11 protein-coding genes and 2 pseudogenes are annotated in these 12591 nt (G+C 69.7%); 7 read left to right on the top strand and 6 right to left on the bottom strand.

Going from position 1 to position 12591, the window contains the following annotated elements; genetic code table 11:
* Positions 1 to 333: aquaporin (locus BEK98_RS47040; protein ID WP_208643441.1), on the top strand; the 333-nt coding region annotated here is incomplete at its 5' end.
* A 339-nt stretch (positions 334 to 672) separates the two neighbouring features.
* Entirely contained in the window at positions 673 to 879 is a 207-nt protein-coding gene (locus BEK98_RS47035) for a hypothetical protein (protein WP_143684281.1), read from the top strand.
* Positions 880 to 1176: 297 nt separating this feature from the next.
* Here the strand turns inward: BEK98_RS47035 and BEK98_RS47030 are convergent, their stop codons facing one another.
* Both BEK98_RS47030 and BEK98_RS47025 read right to left on the bottom strand, forming a co-directional pair.
* Entirely contained in the window at positions 1177 to 1470 is a 294-nt protein-coding gene (locus BEK98_RS47030; protein ID WP_094222934.1) for a hypothetical protein, read from the bottom strand.
* A 103-nt stretch (positions 1471 to 1573) separates the two neighbouring features.
* Positions 1574 to 2968 carry a pyridoxal phosphate-dependent decarboxylase family protein gene (locus BEK98_RS47025; protein ID WP_244202322.1) on the bottom strand — a complete coding sequence of 465 codons (1395 nt, stop codon included), beginning with the start codon at positions 2966 to 2968 and terminating at the stop codon, positions 1574 to 1576.
* A gap of 218 nt (positions 2969 to 3186) precedes the next feature.
* Here BEK98_RS47025 and BEK98_RS47020 point away from each other — a divergent pair, with 218 nt between their 5' ends.
* Both BEK98_RS47020 and BEK98_RS47015 read left to right on the top strand, forming a co-directional pair.
* A complete protein-coding gene (locus BEK98_RS47020; protein ID WP_094222932.1) occupies positions 3187 to 3675 on the top strand; it encodes an Lrp/AsnC family transcriptional regulator in 489 nt (162 codons plus the stop codon).
* Positions 3676 to 3917: 242 nt separating this feature from the next.
* Positions 3918 to 4364: pseudogene (locus BEK98_RS47015) on the top strand (PHP domain-containing protein); the annotation flags it as partial.
* 304 nt (positions 4365 to 4668) lie between these two features.
* On the opposite strand, the gene BEK98_RS47010 reads toward BEK98_RS47015, so the two are convergent.
* Positions 4669 to 5571 carry a LysR family transcriptional regulator gene (locus BEK98_RS47010; RefSeq protein ID WP_094222930.1) on the bottom strand — a complete coding sequence of 301 codons (903 nt, stop codon included), beginning with the start codon at positions 5569 to 5571 and terminating at the stop codon, positions 4669 to 4671.
* A gap of 188 nt (positions 5572 to 5759) precedes the next feature.
* Between BEK98_RS47010 and BEK98_RS47005 the strand changes: the two genes are divergently transcribed.
* The gene (locus BEK98_RS47005) at positions 5760 to 6053 is read left to right on the top strand and encodes a DUF1330 domain-containing protein (protein WP_094222929.1); all 294 of its coding nucleotides are present in this window, start codon (positions 5760 to 5762) and stop codon (positions 6051 to 6053) included.
* A gap of 261 nt (positions 6054 to 6314) precedes the next feature.
* Positions 6315 to 6632: a cation efflux transmembrane domain-containing protein gene (locus BEK98_RS47000; RefSeq protein ID WP_244202321.1), complete on the top strand. Its 318-nt coding sequence runs from the start codon at positions 6315 to 6317 to the stop codon at positions 6630 to 6632.
* A gap of 562 nt (positions 6633 to 7194) precedes the next feature.
* Here the strand turns inward: BEK98_RS47000 and BEK98_RS46995 are convergent.
* The 3 genes and pseudogenes from BEK98_RS46995 to BEK98_RS46985 all read right to left on the bottom strand — a co-directional run.
* Positions 7195 to 7931 (bottom strand): annotated as a pseudogene (locus BEK98_RS46995) (phosphotransferase family protein); the annotation flags it as partial.
* A 246-nt stretch (positions 7932 to 8177) separates the two neighbouring features.
* On the bottom strand, positions 8178 to 8795 hold the full coding sequence (locus BEK98_RS46990; protein WP_094222928.1) for a VOC family protein: 618 nt from the start codon (positions 8793 to 8795) through the stop codon (positions 8178 to 8180).
* A gap of 178 nt (positions 8796 to 8973) precedes the next feature.
* A complete protein-coding gene (locus BEK98_RS46985) occupies positions 8974 to 11250 on the bottom strand; it encodes a hypothetical protein (RefSeq protein ID WP_143684280.1) in 2277 nt (758 codons plus the stop codon).
* Between the two features lie 308 nt (positions 11251 to 11558).
* On the opposite strand from BEK98_RS46985, the gene BEK98_RS46980 reads away from it, so the two are divergent.
* On the top strand, positions 11559 to 12407 hold the full coding sequence (locus BEK98_RS46980; RefSeq protein ID WP_094222926.1) for an alpha/beta hydrolase: 849 nt from the start codon (positions 11559 to 11561) through the stop codon (positions 12405 to 12407).
* The last annotated feature ends 184 nt before the right edge of the window (positions 12408 to 12591 follow it).

Raw genomic sequence — 12591 nt, 5'->3', positions numbered from 1 at the left:
GCCGTCGCCCTCTTCACCGCCGAGGCCGCGGCCACCGCCGCGATCATCACCGTGGCGCTCCTGCTGATGTCCCGCCCCGCTTGGAGGAAGTGGATCCCGCTGACTCTCCCGACCGCCACGGCCGCGGTCATCGTCAGCCTCGGCCCGCTCACCGGCGGATCCGCCAACCCCGCCCGCCAGTTCGGCCCCGCCCTCTGGGCCGACAAGCCCACCCACCTGTGGGCCTACCTCCTGGCCCCGCTCGCCGGGGCAGCCCTCACTGCCCTGGCTGCCCGGTGCTGTTTCCACCGCTCTGGGCAGCCCCGGCCCGCGTCGCCGCCTCGAACAGGATGACGCCCTCGTGTGACCAGGTAACTCCACGCCAGTACCGGCCCGCCATATCCAATCCGCAATACCAGGCGGGTCGGTGTGGGGGCGGGTGTCACTCGCATGCGTGTGGCGGCTGCGAGGCGGTCGTAGGGCGTCGATGCTGAGGGCATGAGGACCGGTGGGCCGCAGGGCGGCGCTGGGGTTCGTGACCGTGGGGGGGGGGCAGCCCGGGTGGCGGCGGCGTGCCACGGGCTGCTGCATGGTACTCGGGTTGCTGGTGTCGGCGGTGGTGCTCTTCCGGCTGGGGCTAACGACTACTTCCGCTACCAGTCGAGGATCTATCGGAGCAGTGAGGTGATGCGGATGACGCAGGCACCGGACTGGGCCTCGATGTGGTGGGTCATCCCAAAGGGAAACGACCCAATCCCGTCCATGCAGGTGCACATTTCCCGGCATCCCGACGGGCGGGAACAGCTCAGTGAGGACGAGCAGGAACCATACGGGATGAAGACCTTGGACCACAGCATCGACCAGCCGGTGGCCGTGCTGCGGCGGGCCGCTGAGGGTTAACGGCCCACCATCCGCCGGGGCTGGACTGCCAGAAGAAGGGCCGCCGGCGGCACCACCCACCGCACCCAGGGTGGCGCGAGTGGCTCGGCGGCCCCGCCGCATCGAGATCAGCATCTGAGCGTCGCAGGTGTGACCTCCAGCGATAGGTGGCCAGAGACGACGGGAAGTCTGCTGGTGAACGGCCGGTGCTCAACTGCGGTTGGCTATTTTGCTCAGAGACAGTTGGTCACCGCGGTCTCGACCTATCCCGTGCCCCGGGCCGATATCCCGCCTGTGCGCGGATTTGCCGATCGGCGGTCACTCAGCGTGGATCCTCGGCCTGACCTCCACGATGATGTCCGCGTCCGCCTCATCGTCCTTCTCGCCGCGCCAGAGGAAGACCCGCACGTGCTTCGCCCGCGGAAGGCCGCGCATCTTCCACTCGCTCATCAGGTCGGTGACGACGAGGGTGACGGCGTAATGGGCGCCCTCGCCCGAATCGTCGGCGGTGATCGTACCCCGCCACCGTTCAGGGTCGCTGCCGTAAGGGCGCCATCCCTCCGAGCCGTGCGGCTCGAACACCTGGTACGCCCAGTCCGTCTCGGTGCCCATAGCACCGATCCTGTCACTGCAAGGACTGCGATTGGCCAACTATCGCTGCTGTGACTGAGCACTTCAGTGGGCCGCTCTGAGCCTCGCGGGTGGCCGGAGACCGCTACGCGGTGGTGTGGCGCTTGGCCTCGGCGGTGATGATCTTTAGTGCTGCGGTGATGCGGTCGTGGTGGGTGCGGTGGGAGACCACGCAGACGCGCAGGGTGTAGCGGCTGTCGACGACCGTGCTGGAGAGCACGATGCTCCGGTGGCCGTTGATCCGCTCCAGCAGTCGGCGACTCGCCTCGTCGGCCCGTTCGGCGGCGGCCCGGCTGCCGTCGGCGGGGCGGACGCGGAAGATCACGGTGGACAGGTCCGGGCGCTGCGGTACCTCCAGCTCCGCGACGCCGGACAGCGTGTCGTGGACGTGTTCGGCCAGGTCGAGCTTCTCGTCCAGGGCCTCGCGGAAGGCGTCCACCCCGTGCAGGTGCAGGGGAAGCCAGGCCCGCAGACCGCGGATCTCGTGGGTCAGCTCGGGCCCGAGGTGACCGGAGTCCGGGACGCTTCCCGCCGCCCCCATGTCCTGGAGGTAGCTGCCGGTGCCGTCGTGTGCGGCGTGCAGGGCGGCGAGGTCGCGGACGACCAGGGCGCCGGTGCCGAACGGCATGAACAGGGTCTTGTGCGGGTCCAGAGTGATCGAGTCGGCCTCCTCGATACCGGCGAGGCGTTCCTCGCCGCGTGCGGTGAGCCGGAAGAAGCCTCCGTAGGCCGCGTCGATGTGGAACCACACGTCCTCGCGGCGGGCCAGGCCGGCCAGCTGGGGCAGCGGGTCGACGGTGCCGGTGTCGGTGGTGCCGGCGGTGGCCACCAGCAGGAACGGCCGCAGCCCGGCGTCCCGGTCGGCGCGGATCATCGCGGCGGCGGCCTTCGGATCCATCCGCAGCTCCGGGGTGTGCGGCACGGTACGTACGCGGGCGGCGGGGATCCCGGCGAGGCGGGCGGCCTTGGCGATGGAGTGGTGTGCGAAGGCGGTGGTGTAGACGGTGCCGCCGGTCAGATCCTCGCCGAGCCTGTGGTGGCGGGCGGCAACCGCCGCGGAGAACGTCGCCAGCGAGCCGCCGCTGGTCAACAGGCCACCGCTGCCCTCAGGGAGGCCGCACACATCGCGGGCCATCCAGCGGATCACGCTCTCCTCCAGCGCGGCGAGGGCCGGGGCGACCGAGGCCAGTCCGCCGTAGCGGTTGACGGCACGGTTGTAGAACTCGGCGAGCGCGGCCGAGTACAGACCGCTGCCCGGGATGTATGCCAGGTGGCCGGGCCCGGCCGTCTCCAGAGCGCAGTCGGCGGCCTCGTCCAGACGTGCGAGCAGAGCCTTCAGGTCACCGCCCCGGTCGGGCGGCGGCGCCAGGAAGGACTCCACGAGCTCGGCCTCGGCTTGCGGCGACAGGGGGCTGGTCGCGGGGCGGGCCGCGAGGTTCTCGGTGCGGTCGACGACACGGTCCAGGACGAGACGTCCCATTTCGGCCATCGTAGCGCGGTCGGGTTCCAGGGGGAAGGTGTGCATGAGGCAGTCCGATGGCGGTGAGAGGGGGTACGGAGGCGGCAGCGGGACCGGTTCGGCGGCCGCAGCGCGTGACCAGAATGCGCCGCCGAGTCCCGCACACGATGGCGTAGTGGGTGCCTGTACGGCACCGCAGCGCAGGATTATTCGCCGATACGGCCGATACGCTGTATTTCATGCCACGCCCCCTGTACGACCGCATCGACCGGGCGATCCTGGACCACCTCCAGCGCCACGGACGCACCCCCAACGTCGACCTCGCCGAGGCTGTACGCCTGTCCCCCTCGTCCTGCCTGCGCCGCACCAAGGCGCTGGAGGAGGACGGAGTCCTGGCCGGCTACCGGGCCGATCTGGACCGCGAGCGCCTCGGCCTCGGGCTGACGGTGTTCCTCTCCCTCAAGGTCGAGCACTCCCGCACCACCTCCCAGGTGGTCGAAGAGGCACTGAAGGCGATCGACCACGTGGTCGCCTGCCACGTGGTCTCCGGCGACGCCGACTTCCTCGTCGAGCTCGCCGTGCCGGACCTGCGCACCTTCGAGAAGGTGCTGACAGACCAGATCCTGGCCATCGGTCCCGTTCGCGACGCCCGCAGCACCTTCTGCATCCGCACCGTCATCGACCGCGGCCCCCTACCCCTCAACTCCTGGCCCGCCCCGCGTGCATGACCGGATGGCACGGCTTCACCTGCTTGGGAACACCGCGATTCCCTGGCACGAAGCTGAAGCAGCAAGCTGAGCGCCGGAGGCCAACTGAAGTACTCAATGACCAACTGAAGCACTCAGTCACACCCTGGGGCGGGCTTAGGCGACACATCCGAAAGCTTCTATTCGAACGCTTGCTCGAATTCTGGGTTATGGTGGATACCTGAAGAGACGCAGGTCAGGCAAGGGGGTTCGCGAGACGGGAGGTGCAGGGTGCTGGATTTACTCATCTGCACGTCGCCTCCGGCTACTCGGCCCGCTACGGCGCTTCCCTCCCGGACGCCCTCGTGCAGCGCGCGGCCGAGCGCGGCATGACGACGCTCGCGCTGACCGACCGGGATACCGTCGCGGGCACAGTCCGCTTCGCCAAGGCCGCCGCGGCCTCCGGCGTGCGGTCGGTCTTCGGTGTCGACGTGGCCGTCGCCCCGCTCACGCCGCCGAACCTGACTGCTGCCCGGTCTCGTACGCCGGTCCGCGGCGGCGCGCACGTGGTGGAGCCGCCGCTGCGGATCACCCTGCTCGCGCAGAACGCCGCCGGGTGGGCACGGCTGTGCCGTCTGGTGTCCGCCGCGCGCGCCGAGGCCGACGGCGCCCTGCCGGTTGTGTCCTGGGCCCTGCTGCGCGCGTACGCGGACAGCGAGGGAACAGTGGTTGGCGTTAAGCATTGACCGACGTCATGGACGCCGTTGACGGCGGGCATTCCCGCCGGTTACCCGTGCTTGTCCGGTTCGGCGTCGGCGAAGGCGCGGTATCCGCCGAGATCTCGGGCTGGGCGAGGACGTCGCCGCGGTGTACGACTCGGACCGGACCCGGGGCCATCATCGGATGCTGATCCGCCGGCGTAGCGAGGTCGTGTCGGACATTCAGCAAGACCGCCGTCGTCATCACCGCGAAGTCCGGGCACAGGGTCTTGGGCCTCGCCACCGCAGGCGTCCGTCTCGCTTGACCTCTTGCGCGTCAGTCCGGCAGCCAGTGCAGCTCGTGCGCCAGGGTTTTGGCGACGGCACGGATGCGGCGGTGTAGTGGCGACTGCTCGCGTGGGAGGACCAGGTGGAACGTCAGGCTGGGCGCGCCCCGCAGCGGTCGCCAGGTGAGACCGGCCGGTTGTGCCGTGGCCGCGGCTTCTCCGGCCGGGGCGAGGGTGACCCCGTCGCGCAGGTCGCGCTGAGACATGTCGAAAGAGACTGCGGGCGTGTGGAATCGGGGGTGTGGCCGGGTGTCTCGGAACAGTGCGGACAGCTGATCGTGGATCACGGGGTTGGCCGCACGGTCCGGGAGTCGCAGCGGATACGCGGCCGCGTCGGCGATCTCGATCTCCGGGTGTTCGGCCAGCGGATGGTGCTGCGCCAGCTGGACCCCGATGCGCGCACGCCGCAGCAGGAACCGGCGCACGCCACGGCCCGGCTGTTCACCGCGGGTGATCCCGGCATCGATGCGGCCGTCGGCGACCGCGGGGGAGATCTCCGGTGTCGCCATCGGGACCGCGCCGACCTCGAGTCCGCTGTTGCCGCGAATCAGCCTGTCCACCAGGGCCGGTGCCGTCTCGGCCCCGGCGCTGAGGCTGTATCCGATGCGCAGCGTGCCCAGTTCACCGGCCGCCGCGCTCCGGGCGGTGTCCCACGCCCGGTCCAGCGCCGCCAGCGCGGGCGGCGCGGACTCCGCCAAAGCCGCACCGGCCGTGGTCAATACGACGCTACGCGTGTTGCGGACCAGCAGTGCCGTACCGAGTTCCGCCTCCAATCGGCGCATCCGGGCGCTGAGTGCGGGCTGTGCGATACCGATCCGTGCGGCCGCGCGGGTGAAGTTCAACTCCTGCGCCAGCACCAGGAAGTACCGCAGGCTCACCGTATCCGGCGCCACGTGCCCTCCCTGCCAATTGATAACGAGCCGTTCTGAGTCTATCCCGTACCGGTCTTTCCCTCGGCCGCACATCAAGCCCTAACCTGCGCATATGGCGATTCAACTGACCGCAGTACCCGTCGCCTGGATCGATCGATCTGAGTGTCGATTCGAAGTCGGACCTGTCCGGCCGAACACAGGAGGTTTCCATGGCTAAGGGCTACTGGGTCAGTGTCTACCCCGCCATTTCCGACCCTGAGAGGCTGACTGCCTACGGCAAGCTGGCCGGTCCGGCTGTCCGGGCTGGGGGCGGGCGCACCCTGTCCCGTGGCGGTCGAGTCGTCGCCCACGAGGCCGGAATCACGCAACGCGTCGTTCTGGTCGAGTTCGACAGCTTTGAACAGGCCGTCGCGGCATACGAGAGCGAGGCATACCAGAAGGCGCTGGTGGCCCTCCCCGACGGCGTCGAGCGCGACTTCCGCATCATCGAAGGCATCGACTGACCGGCGGGCCCAGCCATCGCTGAGCATCCGTCACCTGAAACGTACACGGTGCTGAACGACGACTCACGAGACGAGTTCGAAGCGATCCCCCGCGTCCCAGTTCGTCGTCGACGTCCTCGACGGCCTGATCCCTGTCGGCGGCTCGCCGCGCTACCCAACGTCGAACAACTTGCCTGACCTGCCTGATGCGTCGATCAAGCTCTGACCTGCCACAACGGCGATTTCGGTGCGGGGTTCGCGCTGCTGGCCGCCTACCTGCTGGTGCAGTCCACCTGGGTGCTGGTGGCCGGCTTCCGCCCGCACCACTCCCCGCTGGGCAGCGCCTGGACCGCCGTCACCGCGGCAGTGATGTTCGCGCTCGCCTTCGGCAAGGCCCGCACCGGCGCGGCCCTGGACAACCCGGTACTGAAGACCGAGGGCCGCGTCACCCTGATCGACGGCCTGTTGGCCGCCGCCGTGCTGGCCGGCCTGGTGCTCGACTCCCTGGCCGGCCTCTGGTGGGCCGACCCGCTGGCCGGGTACGTCCTCGTCTACTACGCGGTCCGCGAGGTCAAGGAGATCTTCTTCGGCGAGCACTGACCGCGCCAGCTGGCCGACACGAGCACGTCACCGGCCGCTCCGCGCAGGAGGCCAATCGGCCCGTGGGGGCGGAATCGACCAATTCCGCCCCCACGGCCCTCCCGCCACGCCTCCGTCCGCTCCCTGGAGCGGTACGCACGGCCCAGGGTCGACGTTCTCGCCCGGCAGGTCGCCGAGCGGGACCCAGCCGTCCGCCGACGGAGCTGAGCCGGAGCACTTCGACGATCACCGGGGCGGCACCACCCAGATCAGCGATATCCGTTGTTTTTGCGGCCATTACTACGGCGCCCTCTGGAGGGAGGCGCCGTAGCTGTCGGTCGGGCGGAGCACCGTTGCGTGCTGTGCCGGTGCGGGCCACACCTCGAATCTCGGCTCTGGCACAGATCTTGGGGAGCCGTTACGGCGATATTGCCGTTCGATTCGGAGGCGTCGCAGAGCTGTCGGCCGGGAGCCAGTCCTTACTCGGGGGTGCCCCGGTGCGGGTGTGCGATCGGCTCCGCTCCCGGACGTGGCAGCCTGGTCCGGCGCTCGCCACCGTGCTCCCACCCCGGGCCGCTCTGGTTCAGCCCAGCGTGTCCATCAGGGCGGTGACATAGGCATCCAGCCGCTCCTCCACGGCTCGCGTCCTCAGCTCTGCCCTCCCCGCCTCCCGCCAGGACTGCGACAGCAACTGCACTTCTTCTGAGCACGCCAGCCCGTCCCGCACCTGCCAGTACAGCCGCTCGCTCGCGGCCGCGGCCAGCACCCCGCCGGCCTCCTCATACGCCTCGGCGAACCGCAGACCCCACGCCGGGCCGTGCAGCAGCGCGAGATGGGTGGAGCAGTGCGCGACATCGAGGTCCGCCGGCCCTCAGGAGGCCGCTGCCCAGTCGACGACGCCGGTGATCCGGGCACCTGCCGGCCTTGGGGGCGGCACGTCGAACAGGACGTTGCCGGGTTGGAAGTCCCGGTGCAGGAATCGCCCTTCATAGGGTGGTGCGGGCTTGCGGATCACGTCGATCGCCTCGGCCCATGCCGCCGCGTCGGCGCCCTTCGGAGTCACGACGGTGTCGGCGGTCGTCAACGCCACATACCCCGGGGCCGCTCGGCGGGTCGCAACGCGTGGATCGCCACGAGTTGACGAGCCAGCAGAGGAACGCGCGTCTCCAATCACTCATCGTCGAGGACCGTCCGCCCCGCCAGATGTGTCATCAGGAGCGACGGATACTCGTACTGCGCGGCGGTCGGATCAACCGCGACCAGTCCAGGAGCCGGCACGCCGGTCCCCGTGAGCAGGGTCAGGGCGCCGGCCTCCCTGCTCTGCCCACCGAGCGGCAGATCCCTCAGTCGATCGCACCGAAGTCGGCGGTCAGCGCCGCGACGTCCACGTCGTCGATCCCGTCGAACACGTGAGAGTCCCAGAACGATTCGTCGGCCTGCATGACCAGCACCGTCACCAGTCACGACCTACCGTGACGGAGGTGGTCACAGACCTGACGGAGCGTCATGATTGCCTGTCAGGTGGCAGGGCGTCCTGTTACGGCCGTGGACCGCGCATCCGACCGCTCACGTGGGCGGTTCCGTCCCGGTCTGCTCGCTCACCAGGTATCGCGCGTACCAGTCCGGCCAGTCCGGGTCCTCCGTACCGATGCGCGCTTCGTGTTCACCGTGCGCCGCCGCGGCCCGGCGTAGGGCCTCGGCTAGGTTCTGGGCTGAGGTGAATGACGTGGTCGTGGGATCCAGTCGTCCCGGGAGCCGTGTGGTGACTTCCTGCAGGAGCCAGCCGTTGCCGTCCGGGTCGCTGAACGACAGGAAGGAGCCGTAGCTGCCGTGTTGTGGATCAGGGCCGGGTGCCCGGGCGTCAGCGCCGGCGTGGTGGAAGACGCCGCCGGTGTCGTGAAACACATTGCTCGGGTCGGCGCCGTGCCGCATCAGTTCGTCGTGGGCGGCCTCGATGTCGTCGACGATCAGGTGCAGGCCTTGAGCTGAGCCTGGGGCCTGATCGGTGACCGATCTGCCGAAGATGACCGACGCCGGGGAACCCGGAGGGGTCACCTGCACGACCCGGAAGTCGCCGTCAGGGGCGATGTCTGCGTCGAGCCTCCAGCCCAGCGCCGTGTAGAAGTCCTTGGCCTGGTCGACGTCGGACACCGGCACCACGACGACCTCGAGTTTCATGTCCATGGTTTGGGCCTCCTGTCTCGGAGGGGATGGCGGCGGCGACCGGATCCATGGTGGCGCTGGGCTTGCGGGACGCGTCCCGCGGCAGTCGAAACGCGTTGCGAGTGCCTTGTCTCGCGCTCGGCCCGGCAGTGCTCTGATGCTCTGACGTCCCGTTGAACGGGCTGCGCCGTGTTCCAGCTTAGACACGTGTTCGATCAGGTCGCATGTGGACGCTTGCCCACTTCGTTGGTGGCGGATCGTGAAGGGCGTCGGACGAGGCGGTGCTGCCTGCGGGAGCCCGCGGGCTCGGCGGCCGACGGTGCTCGGCTGGTCGGTGAGTTGCGTCTGTGAAGGTGGTGAGGAGTGTCCGGGCGTGCTTTCGGAAGGTTTCGTCCTGGTCGATGATGTGGTCTTCAGCTCCGGAGCAGACGATCCGGGCGTCGCCGTCGGCGAGGATGGCGAGCTGGCGCAGGTGGTCGCTGGTCAATGCGTCGGAGCCGAGGGCTTCCAGGGCATCGCAGGCACCCGATGGATCGGCGTCCAGTTCGGCGGACCGCAATGCGGCCGCGGCAAGCGCGGTGCGGTCCAGTGCGGCGGGTTCCGCCACGGCCGTGAGGGCCACCACCGCGGCCGGTGCCTGCGCCGGATCGTCGAGGGCGGCTTCCAGACGCTGGGCGAGTGGCCGGCCCGCAGGGCCAAGGAGGGCCGTCGTGCGGGCTGCCCGCACCACTGACCACCGGGACCAAGGGTTCTGTGCGGCGCGGGCGAAGACCGAGTCCAGAACGGCGACTGCCTCGTGCGCTTCCCCCGTGACGCGCCACAGAGCCTCGGCGAGATCCGTGTCCGTGTGCAGGGCGGGCGTGGTGTCGCCGTCCGGTCCGCTGAGCGCTTCGCGCAGTGCCGGCGCCAGCGCCGCTCCCCGGTGGCCGAGCGCACCGGCCATCCTGGCGGCCTCCCTGAGCTGATCAGCACCACGCCGGGGTTCCTGTTCGAGGCAGTGCATCAGGGGCGCTATCTCGCCGACGAGGTCGTGCAGGGCCCTCGCCGCGGGGAGGACTCCCTGCTCGGCGCCCGTCTGCAACGAGGTGACGGCCCGGGCACGTTCGCCGGGGGCGCAGTTGGCGGCGACGGAAGCGATGGCCCGGGCAGCCTGGCTGGGAAAGTGGGGGAGCACCGTGCACAGCTCGGGCAACGCCGGTGCTGCCTCGGTGCCCCACTGCGCCAGCAGGTTCGTCAGCTGCCACGGTTCGTTGCCGCTGAGGTCCTGGGGTCGGGCGAGGCGGTTCCTGACCGCGTGGAGGAGTTCGCCGTTGTACGGAAAGGTGAAGTCCGTCGGGCTGCGGAACCCGGCGGCCGCGTCGAGGGCCCGCGGGCGCCGCCCGAGGCCGGCGGCCAGGAGCGGGGCCGCTTGTGCCGGCGCGACGAGCACGAGCGCGGCCAGGGCCCGGTCCGCATGGTCGTCGTCCTGGTCCAGGTTCCGTCCGGCGAGCGGGGCAAGGACGTCCGCGGCCGGTGCGGCGACAGCGCCCAGTCGGCCCAGGAGGGACGACATGGCGACCACCGACTCTTCGTCGACGGCCGCCGCTCGCAGGTTCCACACCAGTCGCCGCGGGGCACTGCGGGAGAGCATGCAGGCGCGGTCGGCCGCCCAGAGGCCTTCGGCCCGCACCTCGGCCCGGTCGTCGTGCAGGGCTGCGTCGACCAGCGCGAACGCCACCTTGCGCTCCATGCGTGGGCCCCGGCCAAGGAGGGCCTCGACGACGGCGGCCAGCGGCTCACCGCGTTCGAGGTCGAGATCAGAGCGCAAGGGGTCGGCCGGCAGCAGGGACAGCATCGTCGTGTGCATGGCCTCGGTCCACGGAGCGTCCGCGTCGAGGCTGGCGAAGACGGCGGCCATGCGCACCTCGGCGGGATGGGAAGCGTCCAGGACGGTGGCGGCCACCGCGGCGCCGCCCTGCGGATCGATTCGGGCGATCCCGGCCAGGACTTCGGCACGTGCGGCGGGTTCGGGTTCCTCGTCCCAGCGGGCGTGGAGGGTGGGGAGCACGATCGCGGTCGCGCGCGTCTGGGACACCGCCCAGGCCGCAATCCGGCGGACCTCCGGCTCGGGGGAGGCCAGCAGGGGCAGCAGCAACGGGAGCCGGTCCACCACGGCCGCCCGGACCGCGCCCGGTGCCACGCCGTACTCGTCCTCGCTCTCGGCCATGCCGCCGAGCAGCGCCAGGACGTCTGCCGTGCGGTGGCCGGCCGCCGCGATCGAGGCCAGGAACGGCACCGCCTCCGCGCTGGCGGCATAGACAGTCCCCTGGTGCAGAACGCTCCCGTACAGCTGCGACAACGCATCATTCGCCCCATCCGCGTCGGCGCCCGTCAGAGCCCGCAGCAGATCGGGAACATCCGCCGCGCTGCCGTAGGCATGGGAGAGGGAAGACCAGGGGCGGGTATCCAGGCCGTCGAGCGGGTCTACGAGATCCATGCTGCGCATCGTGCCAGCCACCTCTGACATGACCCGGCCACCCCCGGCACTCACCCAGGCCAACTAGAACGCTCACGGCCCCCGAGAGCCCTCAGACACATGCAAGTGTGACTGAGCGCTTCAGTTGGCCAGTCTGAGCGTCACAGTTGGCCGCAGGGCGCCGATCCTGCCGGCCTTTCGGAGCAGGGCGCCCCCGGTCCTCGCCCGTCTCCTACACAACGCACTTCTCGAGCACGCCGACAAGCTCGCTGGGCAACGGACCCTAAACCCCTTTGAGGCAGGTCCCGATCTCTCCTAGGTTGGCCCGCGTGACGATCGAGGTGCCCTACCAGCCGCTTCCGATTCACCAGTCAGACGTTCGTTACGCCCACGGCCCCGACTCTGCTGCGCAGTCCGGCGTTCCCTCTGGCGAGACGATCGAGTTCGACTGGAGCGACAGTGCGATCTACCCCGGCACGTCCCGGAAGTTCTGGGTCCACGTACCAGCGAGTTACACCTCTTCCAAACCAGCGTCGCTCATGGTGTTCCAGGACGGATGGTGGTACCTGGACCCCGCAGGTGAGGTCCGCGGCGCGATCGTCCTGGACAACCTCATGCACCGGGGGGACATCCCGGTCACCATTGGCGTGTTCGTCGACCCCGGCATCTTCCCCGACGCCGAGGATCCGAAGAACCGCAACACCGAGTACGACGCATTCGACGATCGGTACGCCAGCTTCCTCCTGAACGAGATCATCCCTGAGGTCAGCAAGCACTACTCGATCGCCGAGGATCCCGATCAGTGGGGCATCTGCGGGGGCAGCAGCGGCGGCAACTGCGCCTTCACCGCAGCATGGCTGCGCCCCGACAAGTTCCGCCGGGTCACCGCGTTCCTGTCCAGCTTCACGCAGATGCCCGGCGGCAACCCCTACCCCGAACTCATTCCCCGCCTTCCCCGCAAGCCGCTGCGCATCTTCCTCCAAGCGGGCCATCGCGACCTGCACTGGAACGAGCCTGAGAGGAATTGGCTCGCCAACAACCTGCGCGTCGCGGCCGCGCTCGCGGAAGCCGGCTACGACTTCCGCCTGGTCCTGGGCGACGGCGGTCACAGCCCCAACCACGGCGGCGTCCTGCTCCCCGATGCCCTCCGCTGGTTGTGGCGATCCGACGAGGGCTGAGCGCCGCCAGGTGTTGATCAACAACCCTGAGCACCAGAGCGGCCAACTGGGGCGCTCAATGGCCAACTGAAGCGCTCAGTCACAGCAAGCACGTGCCCGGCGCGGGAACCCCGATACGTTTTGTTCGGGCGCATGCTCGAATTTCTGCGTTGCGGTGGATGCTTGAAGAGACGCAGGTCAGGCA

This window comes from Streptomyces diastatochromogenes, assembly GCF_002242805.1.
Classification (GTDB): domain Bacteria; phylum Actinomycetota; class Actinomycetes; order Streptomycetales; family Streptomycetaceae; genus Streptomyces; species Streptomyces diastatochromogenes.
The sequence above is the reverse complement of the archived record's forward strand: the minus strand, read 5'-3'. Positions and strand labels throughout refer to the sequence as shown.

Coding starts and splice junctions, on each gene's coding strand:
- BEK98_RS47030 (WP_094222934.1), bottom strand. CDS start 1,470: ATGGGCACCGAGACGGACTGGGCGTACCAGGTGTTCGAGCCGCACGGC.
- BEK98_RS47020 (WP_094222932.1), top strand. CDS start 3,187: ATGCCACGCCCCCTGTACGACCGCATCGACCGGGCGATCCTGGACCAC.
- BEK98_RS47035 (WP_143684281.1), top strand. CDS start 673: ATGACGCAGGCACCGGACTGGGCCTCGATGTGGTGGGTCATCCCAAAG.
- BEK98_RS46985 (WP_143684280.1), bottom strand. CDS start 11,250: ATGGATCTCGTAGACCCGCTCGACGGCCTGGATACCCGCCCCTGGTCT.
- BEK98_RS47025 (WP_244202322.1), bottom strand. CDS start 2,968: ATGGGACGTCTCGTCCTGGACCGTGTCGTCGACCGCACCGAGAACCTC.
- BEK98_RS47005 (WP_094222929.1), top strand. CDS start 5,760: ATGGCTAAGGGCTACTGGGTCAGTGTCTACCCCGCCATTTCCGACCCT.
- BEK98_RS46990 (WP_094222928.1), bottom strand. CDS start 8,795: ATGGACATGAAACTCGAGGTCGTCGTGGTGCCGGTGTCCGACGTCGAC.